At 66.6% G+C, this 25,018-nt stretch carries 24 protein-coding genes and 1 pseudogene; 8 read left to right on the forward strand and 17 right to left on the reverse strand.

Annotated features, from left to right (window positions below; all coding sequences use genetic code 11):
* Positions 1-78: 78 nt before the first annotated feature.
* The gene (locus tag V3B30_RS15495) at positions 79-1,125 is read right to left on the reverse strand and encodes a rod shape-determining protein (RefSeq protein ID WP_005419402.1); all 1,047 of its coding nucleotides are present in this window, start codon (positions 1,123-1,125) and stop codon (positions 79-81) included.
* A gap of 283 nt (positions 1,126-1,408) precedes the next feature.
* Here V3B30_RS15495 and V3B30_RS15500 point away from each other — a divergent pair, with 283 nt between their 5' ends.
* Positions 1,409-2,347, forward strand: coding sequence for a carbohydrate kinase family protein (locus V3B30_RS15500; protein ID WP_049463230.1), 939 nt, complete (start codon positions 1,409-1,411; stop codon positions 2,345-2,347).
* Positions 2,348-2,450: 103 nt separating this feature from the next.
* On the opposite strand, the gene V3B30_RS15505 is transcribed toward V3B30_RS15500, so the two are convergent.
* From V3B30_RS15505 to ubiE, 4 genes are all read right to left on the reverse strand, one after another.
* Positions 2,451-3,074, reverse strand: coding sequence for an HAD family hydrolase (locus tag V3B30_RS15505; protein WP_100473949.1), 624 nt, complete (start codon positions 3,072-3,074; stop codon positions 2,451-2,453).
* On the reverse strand, positions 3,074-3,805 hold the full coding sequence (locus tag V3B30_RS15510; RefSeq protein ID WP_005419405.1) for a hypothetical protein: 732 nt from the start codon (positions 3,803-3,805) through the stop codon (positions 3,074-3,076). The genes V3B30_RS15505 and V3B30_RS15510 overlap by 1 nt, the downstream gene beginning before the upstream one ends.
* Positions 3,806-3,932: 127 nt before the next feature.
* Complete coding sequence (locus V3B30_RS15515) at positions 3,933-5,861, reverse strand: M1 family metallopeptidase (RefSeq protein ID WP_014038524.1); 1,929 nt, start codon at positions 5,859-5,861, stop codon at positions 3,933-3,935.
* Between the two features lie 264 nt (positions 5,862-6,125).
* Entirely contained in the window at positions 6,126-6,887 is a 762-nt protein-coding gene (ubiE, locus tag V3B30_RS15520; protein ID WP_005411082.1) for a bifunctional demethylmenaquinone methyltransferase/2-methoxy-6-polyprenyl-1,4-benzoquinol methylase UbiE, read from the reverse strand.
* 80 nt (positions 6,888-6,967) lie between these two features.
* Between ubiE and V3B30_RS15525 the strand changes: the two genes are divergently transcribed.
* The 4 genes from V3B30_RS15525 (at position 6,968) to V3B30_RS15540 (ending at position 8,782) form a co-directional block, all read left to right on the forward strand.
* Positions 6,968-7,420, forward strand: a complete 453-nt coding sequence (locus V3B30_RS15525) for a nucleoside deaminase (protein WP_005411083.1) — start codon at positions 6,968-6,970, stop codon at positions 7,418-7,420.
* A 200-nt stretch (positions 7,421-7,620) separates the two neighbouring features.
* Positions 7,621-7,881 carry a hypothetical protein gene (locus tag V3B30_RS15530; RefSeq protein ID WP_106469156.1) on the forward strand — a complete coding sequence of 87 codons (261 nt, stop codon included), beginning with the start codon at positions 7,621-7,623 and terminating at the stop codon, positions 7,879-7,881.
* Positions 7,882-7,956: 75 nt separating this feature from the next.
* Positions 7,957-8,283 (forward strand): hypothetical protein, encoded by a 327-nt coding sequence (locus V3B30_RS15535; RefSeq protein ID WP_014038526.1) that lies wholly within the window; start codon positions 7,957-7,959, stop codon positions 8,281-8,283.
* Positions 8,284-8,359: 76 nt separating this feature from the next.
* Positions 8,360-8,782, forward strand: a complete 423-nt coding sequence (locus tag V3B30_RS15540) for a low affinity iron permease family protein (protein ID WP_032129005.1) — start codon at positions 8,360-8,362, stop codon at positions 8,780-8,782.
* Between the two features lie 143 nt (positions 8,783-8,925).
* Here V3B30_RS15540 and smeF read toward each other — a convergent pair whose 3' ends face one another.
* The 3 genes from smeF to smeD form a co-directional block, all read right to left on the reverse strand.
* Positions 8,926-10,311 carry a multidrug efflux RND transporter outer membrane subunit SmeF gene (smeF, locus tag V3B30_RS15545; RefSeq protein WP_262083642.1) on the reverse strand — a complete coding sequence of 462 codons (1,386 nt, stop codon included), beginning with the start codon at positions 10,309-10,311 and terminating at the stop codon, positions 8,926-8,928.
* A gap of 97 nt (positions 10,312-10,408) precedes the next feature.
* Positions 10,409-13,531, reverse strand: a complete 3,123-nt coding sequence (gene smeE / locus V3B30_RS15550) for a multidrug efflux RND transporter permease subunit SmeE (protein WP_262083641.1) — start codon at positions 13,529-13,531, stop codon at positions 10,409-10,411.
* A 12-nt stretch (positions 13,532-13,543) separates the two neighbouring features.
* Entirely contained in the window at positions 13,544-14,728 is a 1,185-nt protein-coding gene (gene smeD, locus V3B30_RS15555; RefSeq protein ID WP_262083640.1) for a multidrug efflux RND transporter periplasmic adaptor subunit SmeD, read from the reverse strand.
* Between the two features lie 227 nt (positions 14,729-14,955).
* On the opposite strand from smeD, the gene smeT reads away from it, so the two are divergent.
* The 3 genes and pseudogenes from smeT to V3B30_RS15570 all read left to right on the forward strand — a co-directional run bounded on the left by smeT (position 14,956) and on the right by V3B30_RS15570 (position 17,149).
* Positions 14,956-15,615: an efflux transporter SmeDEF transcriptional repressor SmeT gene (smeT, locus tag V3B30_RS15560; RefSeq protein WP_100473956.1), complete on the forward strand. Its 660-nt coding sequence runs from the start codon at positions 14,956-14,958 to the stop codon at positions 15,613-15,615.
* A 74-nt stretch (positions 15,616-15,689) separates the two neighbouring features.
* Positions 15,690-16,121, forward strand: a pseudogene (locus tag V3B30_RS15565) (MepB family protein).
* 35 nt (positions 16,122-16,156) lie between these two features.
* Positions 16,157-17,149 (forward strand): Gfo/Idh/MocA family oxidoreductase, encoded by a 993-nt coding sequence (locus tag V3B30_RS15570; protein WP_262083639.1) that lies wholly within the window; start codon positions 16,157-16,159, stop codon positions 17,147-17,149.
* A gap of 53 nt (positions 17,150-17,202) precedes the next feature.
* Here the strand turns inward: V3B30_RS15570 and hslU are convergent, their stop codons facing one another.
* The 9 genes from hslU to V3B30_RS15615 all read right to left on the reverse strand — a co-directional run bounded on the left by hslU (position 17,203) and on the right by V3B30_RS15615 (position 24,896).
* Positions 17,203-18,576: an ATP-dependent protease ATPase subunit HslU gene (gene hslU, locus V3B30_RS15575; protein WP_014038532.1), complete on the reverse strand. Its 1,374-nt coding sequence runs from the start codon at positions 18,574-18,576 to the stop codon at positions 17,203-17,205.
* A gap of 60 nt (positions 18,577-18,636) precedes the next feature.
* Positions 18,637-19,188, reverse strand: coding sequence for an ATP-dependent protease subunit HslV (gene hslV / locus V3B30_RS15580; RefSeq protein WP_235649089.1), 552 nt, complete (start codon positions 19,186-19,188; stop codon positions 18,637-18,639).
* Positions 19,189-19,262: 74 nt separating this feature from the next.
* Positions 19,263-19,463, reverse strand: coding sequence for a DUF3079 domain-containing protein (locus V3B30_RS15585; protein ID WP_024957056.1), 201 nt, complete (start codon positions 19,461-19,463; stop codon positions 19,263-19,265).
* 77 nt (positions 19,464-19,540) lie between these two features.
* The gene (xerC, locus tag V3B30_RS15590) at positions 19,541-20,431 is read right to left on the reverse strand and encodes a tyrosine recombinase XerC (protein ID WP_100473960.1); all 891 of its coding nucleotides are present in this window, start codon (positions 20,429-20,431) and stop codon (positions 19,541-19,543) included.
* A 16-nt stretch (positions 20,432-20,447) separates the two neighbouring features.
* Positions 20,448-21,122: a DUF484 family protein gene (locus tag V3B30_RS15595; protein WP_100473961.1), complete on the reverse strand. Its 675-nt coding sequence runs from the start codon at positions 21,120-21,122 to the stop codon at positions 20,448-20,450.
* Positions 21,119-21,970, reverse strand: a complete 852-nt coding sequence (dapF, locus tag V3B30_RS15600) for a diaminopimelate epimerase (RefSeq protein WP_262083638.1) — start codon at positions 21,968-21,970, stop codon at positions 21,119-21,121. Before dapF ends, V3B30_RS15595 begins: the two co-directional genes overlap by 4 nt.
* Positions 21,963-22,235, reverse strand: coding sequence for a lipoprotein (locus tag V3B30_RS15605; protein WP_262083637.1), 273 nt, complete (start codon positions 22,233-22,235; stop codon positions 21,963-21,965). The genes dapF and V3B30_RS15605 overlap by 8 nt, the downstream gene beginning before the upstream one ends.
* A 69-nt stretch (positions 22,236-22,304) precedes the next feature.
* Positions 22,305-22,730, reverse strand: coding sequence for a YbaN family protein (locus tag V3B30_RS15610; RefSeq protein ID WP_262083636.1), 426 nt, complete (start codon positions 22,728-22,730; stop codon positions 22,305-22,307).
* 54 nt (positions 22,731-22,784) lie between these two features.
* A complete protein-coding gene (locus V3B30_RS15615) occupies positions 22,785-24,896 on the reverse strand; it encodes a S9 family peptidase (protein ID WP_262083635.1) in 2,112 nt (703 codons plus the stop codon).
* Between the last annotated feature and the right edge of the window lie 122 nt (positions 24,897-25,018).

Genomic DNA, 25,018 nt, shown 5'->3' on the forward strand with positions numbered 1-25,018 from the left:
CGCCCCGCCGGTGCCGGCCCGCCATCACAGCGGGCCGCACCCCGGAAGGGCGCGGCGGGCAGGAACGGCCGGGACGGCTTATTCCGGCGCAAAGAACTCGTTGCCGTGCATGTCCACCAGCTCCAGCGCACGACCGCCACCGCGGGCCACGCAGGTCAGCGGATCGTCGGCCACCTGCACGTGCAGGCCGGTTTCCTCGGAGATCAGGCGGTCCAGGTCACGCAGCAGGGCGCCGCCACCGGTCAGCACGATGCCGCGTTCGGCGACGTCGGCGCACAGCTCCGGCGGGGTCTGCTCCAGCGCAAGCTTGACCGCGCTGACGATGCCCGACAGCGGCTCGTGCAGGGCCTCGAGCACCTCGTTGGAGCTGATCTTGATCATCTTCGGCACGCCCTCGGCGAGGTTGCGGCCGGAGATTTCCATCTCGATCACTTCCGCCTGCGGGTAGGCGCAGCCCAGCTCGACCTTGATGCGTTCGGCGGTGGCTTCACCGATCAGCATGCCGTGGTTGCGGCGCACGTAGTTGGTGATCGACTCGTCGAAGCGGTCGCCGCCGATGCGGACCGAGGCCGAGTAGACGATGCCGTTGAGCGAGATCACCGCCACTTCGGTGGTGCCGCCGCCGATGTCGATGACCATCGAGCCACGGGCTTCGGTGACCGGCATGCCGGCGCCGATCGCAGCCGCCATCGGTTCTTCGATCAGGAACACGTCGCGGGCACCGGCTTCCTCGGCCGATTCCTTGATCGCGCGGCGCTCGACCTGGGTCGAGCCGGCCGGCACGCAGACCAGCACGCGCGGGCTCGGGCGCAGCACGCGCGACTTGTGCACCTTCTTGATGAAATGCTTGAGCATCGCCTCGGTGTAGGTGAAGTCGGCGATGACGCCATCCTTCATCGGGCGGATGGTGGTGATGTGGCCCGGGGTACGGCCCAGCATCTGCTTGGCTTCGGCGCCCACGGCTGCCACCGAGCGGGTGCCACCGATGGCACGGTCCTGGCGCACGGCCACGACCGACGGCTCGTTCAGCACGATCCCCTGCCCGCGCACGTAGATGAGGGTGTTGGCCGTGCCCAGGTCGATGGACAGGTCATTGGAGAACATGCCACGGAGTTTCTTGAACATCTGAGGAAGGAGTCCTGAGGGGTGTCGTGCCCGCCGCGGGATGGCGAAAAAATGGGCAGAAATCGAGGCCGACAAGCCTAGCAACCCGCCTGCCGCCGAGCAAGGAAAAAACTAGCTGAACCCGCGTCTTCACAGGCTTTCGGCCTGATCGGGCCTCACCCGGTTCTGGCCCTGAGCGGCACCAGCGGGTAACCTTTGCGCCGTCGGGCGCCCAAGGGCGCCGTTTGCTTGCCCGCTGAACCGGGCCGGCCCACCCCAAAATTCACCGCATAGGCTTACATCGATGTCCGCTCTGATCTGTGGTTCTCTTGCCTTCGACACCATCATGGTGTTCCCGGACCAGTTCAAGAATCACATCCTGCCGGACAAGGTGCACATCCTGAACGTGTCTTTCCTGGTGCCGCGCATGCGCCGCGAGTTCGGCGGCTGCGCCGGCAACATCGCCTACAACCTGCACCTGCTGGGCGGCCAGCCGATCCCGATGGGCACCGTGGGTTCGGACTTCGGCCCGTACCGCGAATACTTCGATGGCCTGGGCATCGACCTGTCGCGCGTGCGCGTGATCGATGAGCTGTTCACCCCGCAGGCGTTCATCACCACCGACCACGACAACAACCAGATCACCGCCTTCCACCCGGGCGCGATGATGCGTTCCTACGAGAACCACGTGCGCGGCGTGCCGGGCGTGACCCTGGGCCTGGTCGGCCCTGACGGCCGCGAGGGCATGATCCAGAACGCGCAGGAATTCCACGAAGACGGCATCCCGTTCATCTTCGACCCGGGCCAGGCCATGCCGCTGTTCAACGGCCCGGAATTGCGTGCCTTCATCGACCAGGCCGACTACGTGGTGGTCAACGACTACGAGTCGAACCTGCTGCAGGAACGCACCGGCTGGGACGAGAAGGAGATCGTCAGCCGGGTGAAGGCCTACATCACCACCCGCGGCCCGAAGGGCGCGGTCATCCACACCCCGGAAAAGAGCTACGACATCCCGCCGGCGCACGAGCGCCGTGTGGTCGACCCGACCGGCTGTGGCGACGCTTTCCGCGCCGGCCTGATCTACGGCATCCAGAAGGGCTACGACTGGCTGACCATCGGCCGCATGGGCAACCTGATGGGCGCGCTGAAGGTCGAGCACCCGGGCACGCAGAACCAGCGCTTCACCTTTGATGAGTTCAACGAGCAGTTCAAGCAGCAGTTCGGTTACGCGCTGGGCGCGTAAACCGAACTGCCCGCGCATCTGCTCGGTGGGTGTCGACCTTGGTCGACACGCTGTGCTCTGGCAGGTGCCGACCCTGGTCGGCACTGCCGGCCAGCGGCCGGCACTACCCCCTGCGCTGCCAGGCGGCCAATAAGTCGCGGCAATCAGCGAAATGCCAGTCGGCGTGGTCCGGCCACGGGTTCTCCGGCAGGTTGACCAGCACGGTGTGGGTGCCCGCAGCGCGGCCGCACTCCAGGTCGTAGGCGTGGTCTCCGACCATCACCGCCTCCGCAGCCCCGATTCCCCAGCGACGAAGGTGCTGCTGCAAGCCATCCGGCGACGGCTTGGGTACCGCCTCGTCGCGGCCGATGATGTCGGCATCGTCGAACAACGCCCCGACCCCGATCGCGTCCAGCGTCAGCTTCGCCAATGCATGATCGTTGCGGGTCAGGATGCCCAGCCGGCAACCAGCCTCCGCCAGCGCGCGCAGCAGCGCCACCGCGCCCGGCGCCGGGAGCGCGTCCTCGGCCAGCGCACGTTCGTGATCCAGCAACCACTCCCGCTTGGCCTGCGCCGGTGCGTCCGGCAGCGCTGCGATATGGTCGAGGATGTCTTCCTCGGCCGCGATCTGCAGCGCGCGGCGGATCGCGGCGAAATCATGCACGGCCACCGTCAGCGTGCCGTCCATGTCGAACACCCAGTGCCTGATCGCGGACAACGCGTGCACTGCGCTGCCCGTCGCGATCATCACTGCCACCACTGCGGCATGCGACTGGCGTCGACACCACCGGTTTCGAACACGGCCGTACGCGTGCCGCCGGCCTTGACCGGAAACTCGATGCTGATCGACTTGCCCTTGCGCGCCAGCTTCCACAGTGCCTTCTGGTCGGTGATGAACAGGGCGATGGCTTCATCGGTCTTCGGCCGCCAGGCCGCCATCGACACCGGCTTGCCGTCGTCCACGGTCACTTTTACCGTGCACTGCGGGCAGCGGAAATCGCCGGCCTGCAGCACCAGGTAGGCGTGCCGCTTCCACTCCGGGTGATCGCGGAACACCAGCTGCACCGGCTTGGCGCCACTGCCATCCACGTCCACCCGTTCCTTGCTGTAGATCTGCGCCGAAACCTGGTTGCCCTTGCTGCCCACCGGGATCTGGTTGTACTGCCACAGCGCCTGCATGCGGCGCAGGTCGCGCGCGGCATCGCCCTTGGCCTTGACCTCGTCGAAGCCGGCAGCGATGCGCTCGGCGGCGGCGGTGTCCTTGTACTGGTCCAGCAGCGAGGCGCCGTGCAGGCGCGCGCGTTCCCAGTCCTGCGCGGCCACGGCCATGTCGTACTGCTTGGCCACATCCTCGGCCTTGGCTTCCTTCTGCGCCTGCACGGCGGCCGCGGCGGCTTCCTGCGCCTTGCGCTCTTCCTCGGGGTTGCTGCAGGCGGCCAGGGCCAGGGTGCAGGCGGTGAGCAGGATCAGTCGTTTCATGGCGGAGGTCCTTTGCGAGTGCATCCCGATTCTATCGGCAGCGAAAAGCGGATACACCAACGGCGGGTTTCCCCGCCGTTGGTGGTGAAGCAGTGACCGGTTGCCAGCCAGCGGCCGGCACTACCGCTTACTTGGCTTCAGCCTTGGCCAGCATGTCCTGGACCGAGGCGGTGGTGATCGGGTGATAGCCCGGCTTGGCCTTTTCAAAGGCCTGCTTGGCCAGCTCCAGTCCCTTCGGGGTCTTCACCAGTTCGGCGTAGATCGGCATGATCAGCTTGCGACGACCGACGCGCTCGATGAACGCGGCTGCGCCTTCATTGGCCTGCTCGTAGCCGCTGCGGATCGCCAGCGGGTACCAGCGCATGGCGATCTCGCCATTCGGGGTGCCGGTGAAGTGGAAGGCCTTGTCCAGCGTGGCCAGCTTGTCCAGCGGCTGGGTGGCGCCCAGGCCGTCGATGAAGCGCACCCATTCCTGCGTGCTCCAGTCGGCGATGACCTGGCTGCTCGGCACGGTGCCGGCGCTGGCGAAGGCGATGCGCGCAGTATCGACGCTGCTGAAGTTGCGCGACTGCGCCTTGGCCGCGAACGCCGGAATGCCCGGCTCGTCCAGCCATGCCTTCAGTTCGGCCTCGGTCACTGCCGACGGATTCTTCGGCAGCAGGTTCTTCTTCATGTACTCGACGAACTGGTCGGTGTTCGCGCTCTGGAACGCGTGGTCATCGAACCAGCCGCGCAGGAACGGATCGAAGGTCTCGCGGCCGAAGCGCTGCTCGAGGAATTCCAGGAACCACGAACCCTTGACGTAGGCCACCTGGCTGAGGGCTTCGTCGGGGTCGCGCTCGTTCAGCGGCGGCAGCGCCAGCGCCTGGTCGGCCGGGCTCATGTCCTTCACTTCGGCCAGCAGGTCGGTCTGGTCGATCTGCTTCTCCATCTCGGCCATCTCCTTGCCGTACAGGGCTTCGGTGATGCGGCCCTGGACGTAGGTGGTGAAGCCTTCATTGAGCCAGATGTCCTTCCAGCTGGCGTTGGTCACCAGGTTGCCCGACCAGCTGTGCGCCAGTTCGTGGGCGACCAGCGAAACCAGCGACTTGTCGCCGACGATCACGGTCGGGGTGGCGAAGGTCAGGCGCGGGTTCTCCATGCCACCGAACGGGAACGAAGGCGGCAGCACCAGCATGTCGTAGCGGCCCCAGCGGTATTCGCCGTACAGCTTCTCGGCGGCACCGATCATCTTCTCGGTGTCTTCGAATTCCTTGGCGGCCTTGTTGACCATGGTCGGCTCGGCCCAGACGCCGGAGCGGCCGGAAATCGGCTCGAACACCAGGTCGCCGGCGGCGATGGCCAGCAGGTACGACGGAATCGGCTGCGGCATCTTGAAGGTGTAGTCACCGTCACGCGCGGCCTTCGGATCGTTGTCGGCGCTCATCAGCACCATCACGTCCGGTCGCGAGACCACGTGCGCACTGTAGGTGAAGCGCACGCTCGGGGTGTCCTGCAGCGGCACCCAGGAACGGGCGTGGATGGCCTGCGACTGGCTGAACATGAAGGGCAGCTTCTTGCCCTCGGTCATCGACGGCGCCAGCCACTGCAGGCCCGAGGCGGTCGGTGCGGTGTGGTAGGTCACTTCCACCTTGGCCGGCTGTTCCGGGGCCTCGATGGTCAGCTTGCTGCCGAACACCTTGTCGACCGGGGCCAGCTCGAACTTCAGCGCGCTGCGCGCGCCATCGGCGGCGACGGCCTCCACCTTGGACACGGTCAGCTCGCGGGTGTCGAGCACCAGCTGCTTGGCGTCCTTCTGCTTCCATTCCAGGGTGTAGGTGGCGGTACCGCCGATCTGCTTCTGGTCGAAGTCCAGCTTCAGATCCAGCGCGATGTCCTTGATGACGACCTTGTCCGGCTCGGCGTACGAGCTTTCGTCGTGGCTGCGGTTCTCGGCGTTCACGGGAGCGGCGGGGGCCTTTGCGGCAGTCGGGGCGGCGGCGGGCGCGGCCGCCTCCTGGGAGCAGCCGGCGGCCAGGGCCACGGCCAGCGGAAGGAGCATCAGCGGATTACGCATGAATCGGGACCGTTACGGGGATCAAACCCCAATGGTACCTCCCTCCGGCCCGGCAGGCGTTGCGCGGTGCGGGGTAATGGCGGGCGGGAGCGCAGGCGCCGCGCCTTGGTGGGTGCCAACCTTGGTTGGCACGGATCCATCAACGCTCGCGTCAAGCCGGTGCCGACCAAGGTCGGCACCCGCCAGAGTAGATACCGGCAGCTGCTTTGCCGACCAAGGTTGGCACCCACCAGAGCAGGTACCGGGGTTTCCCCCGTCCAGGGCTTACAGCTTGTAGCCGGAGTGGATCGAAACGATGCCGCCGGTCAGGTTCTTGTAGTGGCAGCGCTCGAAACCGGCCTGTCCCATCATCGCCTTCAGCTCGTCCTGCGGCGGGTGCTTGCGGATGCTCTCGGCCAGGTACTGGTAGCTGTCCGAATCATTGGCGAACAGCTTGCCCAGCTTGGGCAGGATCTTGAACGAGTGGAAGTCGTAGATCGGCTTGAACCAGTCCGCAGTGACTTCTGAGAACTCCAGCACGCGGGCCTGGCCGCCGACCTTCAGCACGCGGTACATCTCGCGCAGGCCAGCGTCCTTGTCGGTGACATTGCGCAGGCCGAAGGCGATGGTGACCAGGTCGAAGCTGTTGTCCGGGAACGGCAGGGCTTCGGCGTTGCACTGCACGTAGTCCAGGCCGAGCACCAGGCCGCGGTTGGTCAGGCGGTCACGGCCGACCGACAGCATGCCGGCGTTGATGTCGCCCAGCACCACCGAGCCCTCGGCGCCGACGCGCTCCTTCAGCAGGGCGGCGATGTCGCCGGTGCCGCCGGCCAGGTCGAGCACGCGGTCGCCCGGCTTCACCTGCGCGGTCGCCACGTAGTAGCGCTTCCACGCCCGGTGCACGCCCAGGCTCATCAGGTCGTTCATCAGGTCGTAGTTGCGCGCGACCGAGGTGAACACCTGGCCGACCAGCTTCTGCTTGTCCTTGGCGGCGACGTCGCGGAACCCGAAATGGGTCGTACCGGCTTTGTAGGGGGATTCGCTCATGCCCCCGATTATCGCACCGCCGGGGGCCAGCGGCACCCCCTGCCCGTATCATGGCGGGCCACGACTTACCGGAGCCCCGCATGATCACCACGCCCGACTACCAGGCCCTGCTGCAGACCGCCATCGCCGAAGCCCGCCAGGGCCTGGCCGAAGGCGGCGTGCCGATCGGCGCGGCGCTGTACCACAACGATGGCCGCCTGCTCGGCTGCGGCCACAACCGCCGCGTGCAGGAAGGCGACCCGTCGGTGCACGGCGAAACCGACGCCTTCCGCAAGGCCGGGCGCCAGCGCCGTTACCAGGACACCATCATGGTCACCACCCTGGCCCCGTGCTGGTACTGCTCGGGCCTGGTGCGCCAGTTCAACATCGGCACCGTGGTGGTGGGCGAATCGCGCACCTTCCAGGGCGGCATCGACTGGCTGCGCGAAAACGGCGTCAACGTGATCGACCTGGACAGCCAGGAATGCGTGGACCTGCTGGGCGGCTTCATTGCGCAGCATCCGGAGATCTGGAACGAAGACATCGGTGAATGAACACCGCGCAGTGTCCTGTTGAACCCGCTTAATGAACGCTTCAGTGCCGGCCTGCCCTAGTGCCGGCAGCGTTTGCGGCCATTGCTGTGAACCCGCGCACAGTCAGCTGCGCTGCGTGCATACGCTGCGGTAACACCCCACCCGGCCGAGGCGCCTAGGGTGGGGTTACCGGGGCCTTCTCTCCCCCGGCGGAGCCAGCCATGTGCGCGCATGCCGTCCGCCCCACGCCCGACCCGATGCTTGATGCCATCCGCGAGCGCCTGCAGCAGCAGTACGCGCTGCACCAGCGCGGCGCGCTGTTCTGGACCGCCTACCAGGGCCTGCAGCTGGAACTGGTGCGTGGCCATCCGCTCGACCATGAGCGCCTGTGCAATGCGATGGCCAACATGGCCGAAGACCTCGGCGCGGTCCAGCATGCGCAGTTGATAGGCAATCGCAACGCCGGCTCCACATCTCGCTGACGCGGCATCCACTGCCTCATCGGCCACACTCGGATGAACCCCCACTCCCTTTCCACTCAACCGAACTGGATTGTCATGCACGCTGAAGTCCCCACCATTCCCCCGGTCATCAATGTTGACGCCGAACTTGACCACTGGCGCCGCCAGCATGCCGACGGCGCACTGCCGCACAACTCGTTCGGCTCCTACGTGCCGTGGATCAAGTTCGCCTGCGACTCGCTGATTACCCAGCCGCGCGCCAGCAATGCGCAGCGCGACGAGATGTTCCAGACCCAGTACGCGCTGCAGATCATGCCGCGCCTGAGCGAAGCCCAGGCCCGCGAATTCGTCGACCGTTGCTGGCAGCACGTCTACCAGACCAGCCCGGTGCGCCTGCAGGACGCTCCGCGCCTGCGTGCCTGAGCTGCGGCGCGACGGCTGCACGGCCCCTGCACGAGCCACCGCCGATCATCCTCGTCACCTGAGTGGGACGACGACGATGAAAGCACGAAACCTGTTCAATACGATCGCCAAGAAGGCTGCGGCCGCCACCGGTTCGCCGTGGACCTTCCTGGCTGCGGTGGCGATCGTGGTGATCTGGGGCATCAGTGGTCCGGTGTTCGGTTTCAACGACACCTGGCAGCTGGTGATCAACACCGGTACCACCATCATCACCTTCCTGATGGTGTTCCTGATCCAGCACACGCAGAACGCGGATACCGCCGCAATGCAGATCAAGCTGGACGAGCTGATCCGCGCGACGGCCGAAGCCAACAACGAACTGTTGGATCTGGAAGAACTGGACGAGGAGCGGCTGGAAGAAATCCGCCGTGAGTACGAGCAGATGGCGCGCGAAGCCGGCGACGCACTGGCACGCGTTCGCGCCTGCCATGCCGCGCGCCGCGATGATGAAGCGGTGTAGCAGGCCCTGAAATGACAATGCCGGCCAGCGGCCGGCACTACCATCGATCATCAGGGTAGGTGCCAACCTTGGTTGGCACGGATGCGTCAGCGCAGGCGGCTGGCCCTGTGCCAACCAAGGTTGGCACCTACCAGAAGCGCTGCTTACCCGCGCTCGTGCCAGCCGCCGCCCAGCACCTTGTACAGGGTGATGCGGTTGGCCTGCTGGGCCAGCTGCGCCTGCAGCTGGGTCTGCTGCGCGTTGTAGGCGGTACGCCGCGCATCGAGCAGGGTCACGAAGCTGTCCAGCCCAGCGTCGTAGCGTGCCTGCGACAGGCGGTTGGCCTGTTCGGCCGCTTCCACCAGGCGCTGCTGTGAACTCACCTGCTCATCCAGGCTGACGTTCAACGCCAGTGCGTCGGCGGTTTCGCGGAAGCCCACCTGGATCGCCTTTTCGTACTGCGCGAGCGCGATGTCACGGTCTGCATTGGCGATGGCGAGGTTGGCGCGCAGCTTGCCGCCCTGGAAGATCGGCAGCGTGATCTTCGGCAGGAAGCTCCACACACGGGTGCCGCTGTCGAACAGATTGGACAGTTCGCTTGAGCCACTGCCGATGCTGCCGGTCAGCGAGATGCTCGGGAAGAAGGCGGCACGTGCCGCGCCGATGTTGGCGTTGGCCGCCAGCAGCTGGTGCTCGGCGGCCATGATGTCCGGGCGCTGCAGCAGCACGTCGCTGGGCAGGCCGGCTGGCGGCGGTGCGAGTGCAAGCAGCTGCGGTTCGATGCTGTCAGGCAGCAGCGCCGGATCCAGCTGGCCACCGGCCAGCAGCGCCAGCGCATTGCGGTCCTGGGCCAGCTGGCCACGCAGCCGGGCGGCATCGGTGCGCGCGGTCTCGACCAGGGTACGGGTCTGGATCAGTTCCAGCCCCGAACTGCCGCCCCGTTCGTGGCGGGCCTCGGCCAGGCGCAGCGAATCCTCGTAGGTCTTCAGCGTCGCGTCGGCGATCTTCAGCCGCTGCGCATCAGCCCCGTAGGTCAACCACGCCGTGGCAGTCTCGGCCACCAGGCTCAACTGCGCGTTGCGACGGTTGGCGGCCACAGCAAAGTACTGCTGCAGTGCCGCCTCGCTGAGGTTGCGCACGCGGCCGAACAGGTCGAGCTCGAACTCGGCCACACCGACACCGGCGGTGAACTGCTCGGTGACACCAGCGTCGGTGCCTCGACGATCCATCTGGCCGGTGACGGCTACGCCCGGCACGCGATCAGCGCGCTGTACGCGATACTGGCCGCGCGCACGTTCAACATTCAGCACGGCCACGCGCAGGTCGCGGTTGTTCTGCAGCGACTGGTCGATCACCTGCTGCAGGCGCGCATCGGTGAAGAAGTCGCGCCAGCCGACGGCGGCAACATCGGCCACCTGGCCCTGCGTGGCCTCGGCCGGCCATTGCGCCGGAATGGCCGGAGCAACGGCGGTGTTCTTCGGCACCAGGGTGGAGCAGCCGGCCAGCGCGAGCGCAGCGGCAATGGAAACAGCAATGGAATGAAGCTTCATGGCAACACCTTGGGGGTCACGGTGGTAGCGCCGGGCCATGCCCGGCGGCTACGCGGTGAGACATCCGCCGGGCACGGCCCGGCGCTACCGGATTTCATCACTCGGCGGTCTTGCGCTTGAACACGCGCTGCACCACTACGAAGAACAGCGGTACGAAGAACACGCCGAGCACGGTGCCGACGATCATGCCGCCGAGCACGCCGGTGCCGATCGCCTGCTTTGCGCCGGAACCGGCACCAGTGGAGATCGCCAGCGGCACCACGCCCATGCCGAAGGCCAGCGAGGTCATCACGATCGGGCGCAGGCGGTCACGCACGGCGTGCATGATCGATTCGATCAGACCTGCACCCTTCTCCAGGTTTTCCTTGGCGAACTCGACGATCAGGATCGCGTTCTTGCTGGTCAGGCCCACCGTGGTCAGCATCGCCACCTGGAAGTAGATGTCGCGTTCCAGGCCCTTGAAGGTGTTGGCCAGCACCGCGCCGAGGATACCCAGCGGGGCCGCCAGCAGCACCGCGGTCGGCACGCTCCAGCTTTCGTACATCGCGGCCAGGCACAGGAACACGATCATCAGCGACAGCGTGTACAGCAGCGGCGTCTGCGAGCCGGCCTGTCGTTCCTGGTAGGACATCGCCGTCCACTCGATACCAAAGCCCGCCGGCAGTTGCTTGGCCAGCTGCTCGATCTCGGTCATGGCGTCACCGGAGGCGACACCCGGGGCCGGTTCGCCCTGGATTTCCATCGCCGACACGCCGTTGTAGCGTTCCAGGCGCGGCGAGCCGTAGTCCCAGTGCTTGGTGGCGAAGGCGCTGAACGGCACCATCTCACCCTTGTCGTTCTTCACCGACCAGAGATCGAAGTCCTCCGGCACCATGCGGAACGCCTGGTCGGCCTGCACGAACACACGCTTGACGCGGCCACGATCGACGAAGTCGTCGATGTACGAGCTGCCCCACGCGGCGGCCAGCGTGCCGTTGATCTGGTCGATCGACAGCCCCAGCGAAGTCGCCTTGGCCGCATCGATGTCGATGCGGAACTGCGGCGTGTCTTCCTGGCCATTCGGGCGCACGTTGGCCAGCTTCTTGCTGCCGGCAGCGAGGCCGAGCAGCTGGTTGCGCGCGGCCACCAGTGCCTCGTGGCCCTGGCCGCTGTTGTCCTTCAGGAAGAAGGTGTAGCCCGAAGCGGTACCCAGTTCCGGGATGGCCGGCGGCGGGAAGGCGAAGATGAAGGCATCCTTGATCTGGCCCAGGGCCGCCATGGCGCGGCCGGTGATCGGCATCACGCCGTTGTCGGCGTCACGCTCGCTCCAGTCCTTCAGCTTGACGAATGCCATGCCGGCGTTCTGGCCCATGCCGGCGAAGCTGAAGCCCTGCACCGAGAACACCGAGTCCACCGCATCCTTCTCGTTCTGTAGGAAGTGGTTTTCCAGCGCCGCGATCGATTCCAGCGTACGTTCCTGGGTGGCACCGACCGGGGCCTGCACCAACGCCATCAGCACGCCCTGGTCCTCGTTGGGCAGGAACGAGCTGGGCAGGCGCACGAACAGCACGCCCATCAGCACGAACAGCGCCGCCACGATGCCCATGAAGCGCCACGGACGGTGGATGATGCCGCGCACGCCGCGCTGGTAGCTTTCGCTGGTGCGGTCGAAGCCGCGGTTGAAGCCGTTGAAGAAACGACCGGCCAGGCCACGGTGGGCCACGTGGTGCTCACCCTTCTTCAGCGGCTTGAGCATGGTCGCGCACAGCGCCGGGGTCAGCACGATCGCCACCAGCACCGACAACGCCATCGCCGAGACGATCGTGGCCGAGAACTGGCGATAGATCACGCCGGTGGAGCCGCTCATGAAGGCCATCGGCACGAACACCGCCGACAGCACCAGGCCGATGCCCACCAGCGCACCGGTGATCTGGCCCATCGACTTGCGGGTGGCCTCCAGCGGCGACAGTCCTTCTTCGGACATGATGCGCTCGACGTTCTCCACCACCACGATGGCATCGTCCACCAGCAGGCCGATCGCCAGCACCATCGCGAACATGGTCAGCATGTTCACCGAGAAGCCCAGCATCGCCAGCACGCCGAAGGTACCCAGCAGCACCACCGGCACGGCGATGGTCGGGATCAGGGTGGCGCGGAAGTTCTGCAGGAACAGGTACATCACCACGAACACCAGCACGATCGCTTCGATTAGGGTCTGCACCACGCCCTTGATCGACACGCGCACGAACGGGGTGGTGTCGTACGGGATCTCGGCCTTCAGGCCGGCCGGGAAGAAGCCCTTCATGTCCTGCAGCGCGGCATCCACGCCGGCCGCAGTGTCCAGCGCGTTGGCGCCGGTAGCCAGGGTGACCGCCAGGCCGCTGGCCGGCTGGCCGTTGTAGCGGGTGACGAAGTCGTAGGACTCGGCACCCAGTTCGACGCGGGCAACATCACCCAGGCGCAGCTCGGCACCATCCTGCGCGCCGCGCACGATGATGTTGCGGAACTGTTCCGGGGTCTGCAGGCGCGACTGCGCATTGATGGTGGCGTTGAGCTGCTGGCCCTTCACCGACGGCGCGCCGCCGAGCTGGCCGATCGCCACCTGTGCGTTCTGCGCCTTGACCGCGGCGGTCACTTCCGCAACGGACAGGCCGTAGGTGTGCAGCTTGTTCGGGTCCAGCCAGATACGCATGGCGTACTTGCCACCGAACACCTGGATGTTGCCTACGCCCGGCACGCGGCTCAGACGGTCGACGACATTGGAACCGACGTAGTCAGCGATGTCGTTGGCGTCCATGCTGCCGTCCTCGGACACGAACGCGATGACGTTCAGGAAGCCCGAGCTGGACTTGGCCACGTTGATGCCCTGGCGCTGCACTTCCTGCGGCAGCAGCGGCATGGCCAGCTGCAGCTTGTTCTGCACCTGCACCTGGGCGATGTCCGGGTTGGTGCCGCTCTCGAAGGTCAGAGTGATGGTGGCCTGGCCGTTGGACGAGCTGTTGGAGGAGAAGTAGATCAGGCCATCAAGGCCCTTCATGTTCTGCTCGATGATCTGCGTCACCGAGTCCTCGACCACCTTGGCCGATGCACCCGGGTAGGTGGCGCTGATTTCCACCGCCGGCGGCGCGACGTTGGGATACATCGAGACCGGCAGCTTGAACAGGGCCAGGCCGCCGGCGAGCATGATGATGATGGCGATCACCCATGCAAAGATGGGTCGATCGATGAAAAAGCGTGCCATGGGGTTCTCCGCTTACTTCGCGTCGCCGGCCGGGGCGGCAGGCTGGGCGGTGGCCGCCGGCTTGGCCGGAGCAGCGCCCTTCTCGGTGGCCTTGACCGGCATGCCGGGGCCGATCTTCTGCAGGCCTTCGACAATGACCTTGTCGCCGGCCTTCAGGCCATCCTCGACCAGCCACTTGTCGCCGACCGTGCGGCTGACCTTGACCGGGCGCACTTCGACCTTGTTGTCCTTGCCGACCACCATCGCCGTGGTGTCGCCCTTCGGATCGCGGGCGATGCCCTGCATCGGCACCAGCACCGCATCGCTGCGCACGCCGCCACCGATCACCGCGCGCACGTACGTGCCCGGCATCAGCAGGCCGTCCGGATTGTCCACCTTCACGCGCAGGCCGAAGCTGCCGGTGGCCGGGTCGACGCTGACTTCGGAGAATTCCAGCGTGCCCTTGTGTTCGAAGGTGCTGCCGTCTTCCATCAGGATGCTGACCGGCAGCGCCTGGTTGTCCTGCAGGCGGCCCGCGGCCAGCTCACGGCGCAGCTGCAGCAGCTCGGCCGAGGACTGGGTCAGGTCGACATAGATCGGGTCCAGCTGCTGCACGGTGGCCAGTGCGTTGGCCTGGCCGGCGCTGACCAGCGCACCCTGGGTGACGCTGGACTTGCCGATGCGGCCACTGATAGGGGCGGTGATGCGGGCGTAGCCCAGGGTGACGTTGGCCGCATCCAGCGAGGCCTTGGCGGCGCCGACGTCTGCCTCGGCCTGCTTCTGCGCGGCCACGGCGTTTTCCAGGTCCTGCTGGCTGACCGCATCGACCTTGGCCAGCTCGGTGATGCGCTTGGCGCTCAGGCGCGCGGCGTTGGCGGTGGCCTCGGCCCGCGCCAGCTGGGCACGGGCACTGTTGGCCTGCGCGCGGTAGCTGGCGTCCTCGATCTGGTACAGCGGCTCGCCGGCCTTGACCATGCCACCCTCGGTGAACAGGCGCTTGGCGACGATGCCGTTGACCTGCGGACGCACTTCGGCGACCAGGAAGGCGTTGGTACGGCCCGGCAGCTCGCGGGTCAGGCCCACGGTCTCGGACTTCAGCGTGACCACGGTGACCTCGCCCGGGCCCTGCTCGGGGGCCTGGGGTTGGCCGCCACAGGCAGCCACGGTCGCGGCGATCGCCAGCGACAGTGCAAAGGGTCGGATTCGGCTCAGCAACATGACGGAAAGGCTCTTGGAGGAAGGAATCTCAGAGAGCGCCGATACGACGAGGCTTCCCGTTGTTCCGGTGAAAGCCCCGCAGATCGCGCCCACCCGGGCGGAGCGGGAGCCGGACCGGCCTGCCACGCACACGACGGGAATGATGGGTGCGAAATATACATACATGCTTGTTTGTTTGTAAACCGGTACAATTCAGCCACGTTTCACCCGCACTCGTACCCACACCCATGGCCCGCAAGACCAAAGAGGACACCCAGGCAACCCGGGAAGGCATCCTTGACGCCGCCGAAGCCTGCTTCCATGAACACGGCGTGGCCCGTACCACGCTGGAGATGATCGGTGCCCGCGCCGGCTATACCCGTGGCGCGGTCTACTGGCATTTCAAGAACAAGAGCGAGGTGCTGGCCGCGATCGTCGAGCGCGTGCACCTGCCCTTCATGCAGGAACTGGAGCGTACCTCCACCGAGCAGCGCGATACCCCGGTGCACGACCTGCGCGCGGTGATGATCCACTCGTTCATCGAGCTGTCCGAGGACGAGCGCCTGCGCAAGACCATGGAGATCATGCTGCGCAGCGATGCCTCGGCTGACACCAAGGTGCTGACCGAAATGCAGCAGGCCGGTTTCCGCGATGCGCTGGACCGGATGGAGCGCGCCCTGCGCCGTGCCCGCGATCTGGGCCAGCTGCGCGAGGGTGCCGACCCGAAGATCGCCGCGCGCATGCTGCATGCCACCGTGCTGGGCGTGCTGCACGGCGCGATGGTCGAACCGGAACTGATGGACCTCAAGCGCGACGGCATGCTCGCGCTGGACATGACCCTGGCCGCCTACGTGAAGGAAGGCGTATTCGTGCCCGGAACGGTGCCCGAGCCGTTGCCCGAAGCGTGAGCGGCATTGCTGCCGCCACCGCGGCACTGCACGATCTCTACCTGCCCGCAGGGCTGCAGTTGACCGGACCGATCGTGGCGGAAGCGGAAAGCGCAGAGTACGGTGCCTGCCGCTTTGCCCTTGAGGGTCACAGCATCGTGTTCCGCGTCGCGAAGATCACCCCCACCAAGACCGGCCAGTTCGTAACCCTGTGGAAACGCCCCGCCCCCGGTGCTGATATCGCTCCATTGGATGCAGCCGATGCTGTGCAGTTCGTGGTGATCGCGGTCTTCGACGGAACACAGCGCGGGTAGTTCATCTTCAGCCGCGACCTGCTGATCGAGCGCGGCGTGATGTCGCGCGATGGCAAGGGCGGAAAGCGCGCCCTCCGTGTCTATCCGCCGTGGAGCACGCCGACAGCAAAGGACGCGATCCGGACCCGGCAGTGGCAGCTGCGTTGCTTCCTGCCCACCGGTGCCGATATCTCCGCCTCCGCCGGTGATCGATTACGCTCACTGTTGGGTTGAACCCGGCGGACCTTTCCTTCTCTGGACGCATCGTGATGATCCTGGACAACGTGGTGTGGGGCTTCATCGGCTGCGGCAGCGTCACCGAGAAGAAGAGTGGCCCCGCCCTGGCCAGCACGCCCGGCTCACGGGTGGCAGCGGTCATGCGCCGCACTGCCGCATTGGCCGAGGACTACGCACGGCGCCACGCGATTCCCCGCTGGTACGCGGACGCCGATGCGCTCATCGCCGATCCGGAAGTGAACGCGGTGTACGTCGCTACGCCGCCCTCCACGCACATGCAGTACGCGCTGCAGGCGATCGCCGCGGGCAAGCCGGTCTACATCGAAAAGCCGATGGCCATGGACCACGGCGAGTGCCAGCGCATCATCGCGGCCAGCGCCCGCAGCGGTGTGCCGGTGTTCGTGGCCTATTACCGCCGTGCCCTGCCCCGCTTCGCACAGGTGAAGCAGCTGCTGGACCGCGGCGCGATCGGCACAGCGCGCAGCGTGCGCGCGACCCTGCATCGGCCGCATTCGGCGAATGCCGCATCGCCGGACTTCTGGCGGACGAATCCGGCCATCGCCGGCGGCGGGCTGTTCGTCGACCTGGGCTCGCATACCCTGGACCTGCTCGACCATCTGCTGGGACCGCTGAGCGATGTGCGTGGCCTGGCCAGTTCGTTGACCGGCGCCTACGCCGCCGAGGACAGCGTCTCGATGTGCTTCCGCACCGGCACGGGTGCGCACGGTATCGCGCAATGGAGCTTCTGCGCATTCCGCCGCCAGGATGAGATCGAAATCACTGGCGACCGGGGGCAGCTGCGCTTTGCCACCTTCGAGGATGTTCCGGTGGTACTGGAAACCGAAGCCGGCGTGCAGAGGTTCGACATCCCCAACCCGCCATCGATCCAGCAGCCGTTGATCGCGACCCTGGTGGATGAGTTGCGCGGCAGCGGCCACTCGCCGTCGAATGGCGTCAGCGCCGCCCGCACCAGTGCGGTGATGGATCATGTACTGCAGGCCTACCGCACCCGGCACACGCGCTGACGGCACAAAAAAAGGCCGCCTTGCGGCGGCCTCGATCTTTGCAGAGCCGGGGATTACAGGATGTAGCGGCTCAGGTCAGGATCCTGCACCAGCTCACCCAGGTGCGCATCGACGTAGGCACTGTCGATGGCCAGGGTTTCGCCATCGCGGTCCGGCGCCTCGTAGCTGAGCGAATCCAGCAGGCGCTCCAGCACCGTGTGCAGGCGGCGCGCACCAATGTTCTCCTGGCGCTCGTTCACCTGGAAGGCGATCTCGGCCAGACGATCAATGGCATCGGCGGTGAAGCTGACCTTGACGCCCTCGGTGGCCAGCAGCGCTTCGTACTGCTTGGTCAGCGCAGCCTTCGGCTCGGTCAGGATGCGCACGAAATCACCCTTGCTCAGCGCACCCAGCTCCACGCGGATCGGGAAGCGGCCCTGCAGCTCCGGGATCAGGTCGCTGGGCTTGGCCAGGTGGAACGCGCCGGAGGCAATGAACAGGATGTGGTCGGTCTTGATCGTGCCGTACTTGGTCGACACGTTGGAGCCTTCCACCAACGGCAGCAGGTCGCGCTGCACGCCTTCGCGCGACACGTCGCCACCCCCCACGTTGTCACCACGCTTGGCGACCTTGTCGATCTCGTCGATGAAGACGATGCCGTGCTGCTCGCAGGCTTCGATCGCCGCGGTGCGGATATCGTCCTCGTTGACCAGCTTGCCGGCTTCCTCCTCGATCAGCAGCGGACGCGCGGCCTTGATGGTCAGCGTTCGCTTATGCGCCTTGGCGCCGCCGCCGAGGTTGGCGAACATCGACTTCAGCTGCTGGCCCATTTCCTCCATGCCCGGCGGGGTCATGATGTCCATGCTGACGTTGGCGGCCAGGTCGAGCTCGATCTCGCGCTCGTCCAGCTCGCCATTGCGCAGCATCTTGCGGAACTTGATGCGGGTCTCGTTGTCCTGCGCCGACGGTTCGTTGCGGGCGACCTCCGGATCGAACCCGATGCCGCCGCTGCGACGCGGCAGCAGCGCATCGAGGATGCGGTCTTCGGCACGCTCTTCGGCCTGGGTCCGCACGCGCACCTTGGCCTGTTCGCGGTACAGCTTGACCGCGGTATCGGCCAGGTCGCGGATGATCTGCTCGACGTCCTTGCCGACATAGCCCACTTCGGTGAAGCGGGTGGCTTCGACCTTCACGAACGGTGCGTTGGCCAACGTGGCCAGGCGGCGCGCGATTTCGGTCTTGCCGACGCCGGTCGGGCCGATCATCAGGATGTTCTTCGGCATCACTTCATTGCGCAGCTCGGGCACCAGCTGCATGCGGCGCCAGCGGTTGCGCAGGGCGATGGCCACTGCACGCTTGGCGTCGTGCTGGCCGACGATGTGCCGGTCCAGTTCCTGCACGATCTCGCGCGGGGTCATGGTGGCGGAGGAAACTTCGATCTTCGACATGGATGTGCTCACGGATTCGTTGTCGGTAGCGCCGGGCCATGCCCGACGGATCGGGAGGCGTTACAGCTCCTCGACCACCACGTTGCGGTTGGTGTAGATGCAGATGTCGCCGGCAATGCCGATCGCTTCGCTGGCGATGGTGCGCGCGTCCAGATCGGTGTGCGCCATCAGCGCGCGGGCGGCCGACAGTGCGTAGGAACCACCGGAACCGATGGCGATGATGCCATCCTCCGGCTCGATCACATCGCCGGTGCCGCTGATGATCAGCGAGGTTTCCTTGTCGGCCACCGCCAGCAGGGCCTCCAGCTTGCCCAGGCGGCGCTCGGTGCGCCAATCCTTTGCCAGTTCGACCGCAGCGCGCTGCAGCTGGCCGTGCTTTTCCAGCTTGGCCTCGAACAGCTCGAACAGGGTGAAGGCATCGGCCGCGGCACCGGCGAAGCCGGCCAGCACCTGGCCATCACGGCCGAGGCGGCGCACCTTGCGCGCATTGCCCTTCATCACGGTGTGGCCCAGCGTGACCTGGCCGTCGCCGGCAATGGCCACGTGCTCGCCGCGGCGGACGCAGACGATGGTGGTGGCGTGGAAAACGTTGGGGTTCTGACTGGGGTCCATGCGGCCTCCGATAGCTGTTCACGGGACATGGGGACAGCGCCGGGTGCGATCAAGCCTGCGCGGATGGCTGCCGTTCAGCGCTTGGCGTGCGATGGCCGGTCCGGATTCGGCTCGATGCCCCAGGCGATGTACCAGTCTTCACCCTGCGTCTCGATCGGATGCTGGGTGCGGCCGGAGCCATTGCCGCAGGCCAGCGCGTCGGCCGCGCAGTAGCGGTCGCAGCCCCAGCAGATGCGCTCGGGGTGTTTGGGATGCAACGGTATGGGCTTCGCCATGGCGGCGGTGTCCTCGTGGCCTGCGGCCACGGTGCGCCGGTTGCATCCGACCTGCCCTGATCCAGATCAAGGGCGGGCTATTCGGCCTTGTCGTCCTTGCTGCGGCGCTTGGCGCGCGGATGCGCAGCGTCGTAGACCTTGGCCAGGTGCTGGAAGTCGAGGTGGGTGTAGATCTGCGTGGTGGCGATGTCAGCGTGGCCCAGCAGCTCCTGCACGCCGCGCAGGTCGCCGGACGATTCCAGGATGTGGCTGGCGAAACTGTGCCGCAGCATGTGCGGGTGCACGTGCTTGAACAGGCCCTGGCGCTGCGCCAACTGGCGGATGCGGATCTGCACCGCGCGCTGGCTGATCGGCCCGTTACGGCCGGGGAACACCGGCGCGGCCGGGCCGCCGCCACTTTCCGCGCGCCACGCCTGCAGCGCTTCGCGTGCGGGCCGGCCGAACGGTACCCGGCGCTGGCGGTTGCCCTTGCCCAGCACGTTGACCAGGCCGCTGTCGAAATCCAGGTCACGCCAGGTCAGCGCGCAGACTTCGCTCAGGCGCAGGCCGGAGGAATAGAACAGTTCCAGCAGCGCGCGGTCGCGGCGGCCGAGTTCACCTTCCGGCTCAAGTTCGACCAGCTGCACGGCTTCATCGGCATCGAGCACCTGGGGCAAGCGGCGCGGTGCGCGCGGCGCCTTCAGCGTCGCCGCCGGACTGACCTCGATGCGGCCATGCTTGAGCAGCCAGGCATAGAAGCTGCGGCAGGCCGACAAGCGGCGTTGCAGGCTCTTGGCCGACAGGCCGCGACGGTGCTCATCGGCGACGAACTGGCGCAGCGCGTCAGCATCCAGTGCCTCCACTGCCATGCCACGCGGCCCGGCCCAGGCCGACAGCGCGTCCAGGTCGCGGCGGTAGGCGTCGAGCGTATGTGCCGACATCCGCCGCTCCACCTGCAGGTGCTGCAGGAAGGCCTGTACCGCGCTCATCGCCGTCGTGCCCTGCTCAGTCCTGGAATCGCTTCAAGCCGGTAACCAGGGCGTCACCCATCATGCGCAGGAACAGCGTCCCCATGCCCGGATAGAAGCGGTTCGGATCGTGGCTGCCCACGGCGATCAGACCGACGCCCGGCAGCGGCAGCAGTGCGGTGGTCTGCACCTCCTCGCTGCGCACGCCATACAGCACGGCGTTCTTTTCAGGCTGCAGGCGGCCGCAGATCGGCTCACCGTCGTTCAGGCAATCGCGGAACGGGCCCAGCTGCGCATCATCGGCGGCGATTACCTGCAGCCAGTCGGCCTGTTCCAGTCCGGCCACCGGCGTGTGCACCACCAATCGCACCAGGTCGCCGGCGAAATCTTCCTGCAGCGATGCCGCCATCGCACGCAGGGTGTCGGCGGCGTTGTCCTGCTTCATCAGCGCCAACGTCAGCTGATGCGTGCGCACTGCCAGGCGTTCATTGACCTGGGCGGTGGCCCCCAGGTCGGCCAACCGTCGTGCCAGCTCGCGGTTCTTCTCGCGCAGCACTTCCAGCTGGTAGCTGGCCAGCGATGCGGTCGGGCCATCATCGCGCGGCACCACCAGGGTCAGGGCCAGGTCCGGGAACTGCTTGAGGAAGCCGGGATGACGCCGCAACCAGGCAGCGACTTCATGGGCCCCGAGCTTGTCGACGGTTTCGGTCATGCCATCCACTCCCCTTCGAAGACGAATGCGGTCGGGCCAGCCATCACCACCGGCTGGCCATCGCCCGGCCACTGGATGCGCAGGTCACCACCGGGCAGGCTGATGCGTGCATCGCGCTGCAGGCGGCCGCGCTGCATCAGGGTCACCGCGGCGGCACAGGCACCACTGCCGCAGGCCAGGGTCTCGCCGACGCCGCGCTCGAACACGCGCAGGCGGGCATGCGCCGGGCTCATCACCTGGGCGAAGCCCACGTTCACCGAGCGCGGGAACGACGCATGCTGCTGCAGCAGCGCACCGACGCGCTCGACCGGTGCGGCATCGATCAGGCCCACTTCGATCACCGCATGCGGGTTGCCCATCGACACCGCGGCGAAGCGTACGCTCTCGCCCTGCAGCGGCAGCAGGTATTCCTCGCGCGGGTGCGCAAAGCCCATCAGCGGCACGTTGGCCGGCTCGAAGGCGGGCACGCCCATGGTTACCGCGAATTGCCCATCACCGATCACCTTCACTTCATGGCTGGCCAGCGGGCTGTCGATGACGAATGCATCGCCCTGCGCACTGCCCTCGCGCACCAGCCAGGCCGCGATGCAGCGCGCGCCGTTGCCGCACTGCTCGGAATTGGAACCGTCGGCATTCCAGATGCGGTACGAGGCCACCGAGCCTTCCGCGCGCGGCGCCTCGATGGTCAGGATCTGGTCACAGCCAACGCCGGTATGGCGATCAGCCAGGCGTGCGGCCAGCTCGGGCGTGGGCGGTGCGGTGCCGTCACGCAGGTCGATCACTACGAAATCATTGCCCGCGCCATGCATCTTGCTGAAGCGCAGGGCCTTGGAACCGGCCTTACTCATTCCCGCTGCCCGCCTTCTTCGCTGGCGCGGGTGCCGGCTGGGTGGTCGGTGCGGCCGGCTCCAGGGTCGTGGCCGGGGTGCCGCTGCCCTGGGTCTCCACCGGGGTTGCTTCGGTGGCGGGCTCGGCAGCGGGTTCGACGGCTTCTTCCACCGGCACCGGCTTCTGCGGCAGCACCAGCGGGCCCTTGTTGCCGCAGGCGGCGAGGAGCAGCAGCGAGGCCGCTGCCAACGGAATCAGGATGGCGTTTCGATGGGGGATCTTCATGCCCCGAGTATAGCCATTGGCGGCTGAGCGGTTGGTGCAGGGGATCGGGTCGCCGGCCAGCGGCCGGCACTATCGCTCCGGCGGTGGCAACGGCCGGGTCCACAGCCAGATCGCCACCACGGTCATGCTGCCGATCGAGAACCACTTCACCCAGGCGATCGGCACGCACCACAGCATGATGCCGGCACACACCGCCATGGTGATCGTGGCCATCCATTTGCCGTAGCGGCTGACCGCTCCGTGCGCCTGCCAGTTGGCAATGGCCGGGCCGAAGCGCGGATGCTGCAGCAGCCAGGTGTGCAGGCGCTCGGAGCCGCGCGAGGCGGCCCAGGCCGAGATCAGGATGAATACGGTGGTCGGCAGGCCCGGCACAAAGATGCCGACGATGCCGGTACCGAGGCTGACATACGCCAGCAGCCACCATGCCCAGCGGAAACGCACCACGCGCGGTGGCGTGGCGCTATCGCGCGGTGCGGATGGCTCGGGCAGGCTCATGGCCGCAAGGATACCGGTTCGGGGTGCCAGGCTACGCCCGGCACCCCTTCGCCATTACGGCTGGGCGATGCCCAGCTGCTGCAGCACGAACGCGTACGACTCGGACAGCTCGCGGTAGCGCTGGAAGCGCCCCGACTTGCCACCGTGGCCGGCCTCCATGTTGGTGCGGAACAGGATCGGGTAGTGGCCGATGTTGTCGTCACGCAGCTTGGCCACCCACTTGGCCGGCTCCCAGTACTGCACCTGCGAATCCCACAGGCCGGTGCCCACGAACAGCGCCGGATACGCCTGCTGCTTCACGTTGTCGTAGGGTGAGTAGGACAGCATGTAGTCGTAGTACGGCTTCTGTTCCGGGTTGCCCCATTCGTCGTACTCGTTGGTGGTCAGCGGAATGGTCGGGTCAAGCATGGTGGTGACCACGTCGACGAACGGTACCTGCGCCACCATCACCCGGTAATCCTGCGGTGCCTGGTTGGCCACTGCACCCATCAGCAGGCCACCGGCGCTGCCACCGGACGCGGCCACGCGATCCTTCGCCGCCCAGCCCTGTGCGACCAGGCCACGGGTAACGTCGATGAAGTCGTTGAAGGTGTTCTGCTTGTGCAGCAGCTTGCCGTTCTCGTACCAGTCGCGGCCCATTTCCTGGCCGCCGCGGATGTGGGCGATGGCATACACCACGCCACGATCGAGCAGGCTTACCGCGGTCTGGTTGAAGTACGGATCCATCGACATGCCGTAGCTGCCGTAGGCGTACTGGAACAGTGCGCCCTTGCCGTCCTTCTGGTAACCCTTGCGGTAGACCAGCGACACCGGCACCTTCACGCCATCGCGCGCGGTGATCCAGACGCGGTCGGTCTCGTACTTCGAGGCGTCATAGCCGATCACCGGCTGCTGCTTCAGCTGGCGGCGCTCGCCGGTGGCGGTGTTCAGCTCGAACACCGTGGTCGGGGTGGTCATCGAGGTGTAGACGTAGCGCAGCCACGGCGTATCGGCCTCGGTGTTGTCGCCCAGGCCCATCGAATACGCCGGCTCGTCGGCCTTCACGTAGTCGCTGCGGCCATCCTTGAACAGCAGGCGGATGCGCTCCAGGCCCTCGGAGCGTTCGGCGATGGCCGTGTACCCATCGAACAGCTCGAAACCTTCGATGAACACCGCATCGTCATGCGCGATCCAGTCTTTCCATTGCGCACGCGAGGTGGCGTCGGTCGGCGCGGTGACCAACTTGAAGTTCTTGGCACCGTCGTTGGTGCGGATCACCCAGCGGCCATCGTAGTGGTCGGCGTCGTACTCGACATCGCGCTGGCGCGGCGCCAGCACGGTGAAGGTGGTCGGGTCGCTGGCCGGCGCGTAGCGCTCTTCCGAGGACACGGTGCTGTGCACGCCGATGGTGATGAAGCGATCGTCGCGGGTGCGGCCGATGCCCATGTAGAAGCTGTCGTCCTTCTCTTCGTAGACGACGGTGTCGGCGCTGGCCGGGGTGCCCAGTACGTGCTTCTTCACCCGCACGGTCAGCAGCGTTTCCGGATCGTTCTCGACGTACAGCACGGTGCGGTTGTCGTCGGCCCAGACCAGGTCGCCGGAGCTGCCGGTGATCACGTCGGGCAGCACCTGGCCGGTGCGCAGGTCCTTGAAGCGGATCGTGTACTGGCGGCGGCCGACGTCATCATCGGCCCAGGCCAGCAGCTGGTTGTCCTGGCTTACTTCCATCGCGCCGACGCTGAAGTAGCCCTTGCCGGCGGCCATCGCATTGACATCCAGCAGGATTTCCTCGGCCGCATCCATGCTGCCCTTGCGGCGCGCATGGATCGGGTAGTCCTGGCCGGTCTCGAAGCGGCTGTAGTACCAGTAGCCGCGCTCGCGCGCCGGCACGCTGGAATCGTCCTGCTTGATGCGGCCGACGATCTCCGCGTACAGGGTGTCTTCCAGCGGCTTCAGCGGTGCCAGCAGCTGGTCGGCATAGGCATTCTCGGCCTGCAGGTAGGCCAGCATGTCCTTGTTCTCGCGCTTGTCGTCGCGCAGCCAGTAATAGTCATCGTTGCGGGTCGCGCCGAACGGCGCCTTGACCACATGCGGATGCCTGGCGGCATCCGGCGGAACGGGCGGCGTGGCGGCGGTAGCAGTCGTGGTCATCAGGCTGGCGAGTAACAGGCAGAGGGTGGATTTCATGAGATAAGGTTCCAGGCGCATCAATGCAATGGTCTTCGGCGGGGTCAGATCCCTTTTCCCGAAAAGGGATCTGACCCCAATCGCGGCCAAGCGGCAACCCTGCGGATCGTCATGGGCCATGT

The organism is Stenotrophomonas sp. SMYL41 (assembly GCF_036319965.1).
GTDB lineage: Bacteria > Pseudomonadota > Gammaproteobacteria > Xanthomonadales > Xanthomonadaceae > Stenotrophomonas > Stenotrophomonas maltophilia_R.

Coding starts and splice junctions, on each gene's coding strand:
- V3B30_RS15495 (WP_005419402.1), bottom strand. CDS start 1,125: ATGTTCAAGAAACTCCGTGGCATGTTCTCCAATGACCTGTCCATCGAC.
- V3B30_RS15500 (WP_049463230.1), top strand. CDS start 1,409: ATGTCCGCTCTGATCTGTGGTTCTCTTGCCTTCGACACCATCATGGTG.
- V3B30_RS15505 (WP_100473949.1), bottom strand. CDS start 3,074: ATGATCGCGACGGGCAGCGCAGTGCACGCGTTGTCCGCGATCAGGCAC.
- V3B30_RS15510 (WP_005419405.1), bottom strand. CDS start 3,805: ATGAAACGACTGATCCTGCTCACCGCCTGCACCCTGGCCCTGGCCGCC.
- V3B30_RS15515 (WP_014038524.1), bottom strand. CDS start 5,861: ATGCGTAATCCGCTGATGCTCCTTCCGCTGGCCGTGGCCCTGGCCGCC.
- ubiE (WP_005411082.1), bottom strand. CDS start 6,887: ATGAGCGAATCCCCCTACAAAGCCGGTACGACCCATTTCGGGTTCCGC.
- V3B30_RS15525 (WP_005411083.1), top strand. CDS start 6,968: ATGATCACCACGCCCGACTACCAGGCCCTGCTGCAGACCGCCATCGCC.
- V3B30_RS15530 (WP_106469156.1), top strand. CDS start 7,621: ATGTGCGCGCATGCCGTCCGCCCCACGCCCGACCCGATGCTTGATGCC.
- V3B30_RS15535 (WP_014038526.1), top strand. CDS start 7,957: ATGCACGCTGAAGTCCCCACCATTCCCCCGGTCATCAATGTTGACGCC.
- V3B30_RS15540 (WP_032129005.1), top strand. CDS start 8,360: ATGAAAGCACGAAACCTGTTCAATACGATCGCCAAGAAGGCTGCGGCC.
- smeF (WP_262083642.1), bottom strand. CDS start 10,311: ATGAAGCTTCATTCCATTGCTGTTTCCATTGCCGCTGCGCTCGCGCTG.
- smeE (WP_262083641.1), bottom strand. CDS start 13,531: ATGGCACGCTTTTTCATCGATCGACCCATCTTTGCATGGGTGATCGCC.
- smeD (WP_262083640.1), bottom strand. CDS start 14,728: ATGTTGCTGAGCCGAATCCGACCCTTTGCACTGTCGCTGGCGATCGCC.
- smeT (WP_100473956.1), top strand. CDS start 14,956: ATGGCCCGCAAGACCAAAGAGGACACCCAGGCAACCCGGGAAGGCATC.
- V3B30_RS15570 (WP_262083639.1), top strand. CDS start 16,157: ATGATCCTGGACAACGTGGTGTGGGGCTTCATCGGCTGCGGCAGCGTC.
- hslU (WP_014038532.1), bottom strand. CDS start 18,576: ATGTCGAAGATCGAAGTTTCCTCCGCCACCATGACCCCGCGCGAGATC.
- hslV (WP_235649089.1), bottom strand. CDS start 19,188: ATGGACCCCAGTCAGAACCCCAACGTTTTCCACGCCACCACCATCGTC.
- V3B30_RS15585 (WP_024957056.1), bottom strand. CDS start 19,463: ATGGCGAAGCCCATACCGTTGCATCCCAAACACCCCGAGCGCATCTGC.
- xerC (WP_100473960.1), bottom strand. CDS start 20,431: ATGAGCGCGGTACAGGCCTTCCTGCAGCACCTGCAGGTGGAGCGGCGG.
- V3B30_RS15595 (WP_100473961.1), bottom strand. CDS start 21,122: ATGACCGAAACCGTCGACAAGCTCGGGGCCCATGAAGTCGCTGCCTGG.
- dapF (WP_262083638.1), bottom strand. CDS start 21,970: ATGAGTAAGGCCGGTTCCAAGGCCCTGCGCTTCAGCAAGATGCATGGC.
- V3B30_RS15605 (WP_262083637.1), bottom strand. CDS start 22,235: ATGAAGATCCCCCATCGAAACGCCATCCTGATTCCGTTGGCAGCGGCC.
- V3B30_RS15610 (WP_262083636.1), bottom strand. CDS start 22,730: ATGAGCCTGCCCGAGCCATCCGCACCGCGCGATAGCGCCACGCCACCG.
- V3B30_RS15615 (WP_262083635.1), bottom strand. CDS start 24,896: ATGAAATCCACCCTCTGCCTGTTACTCGCCAGCCTGATGACCACGACT.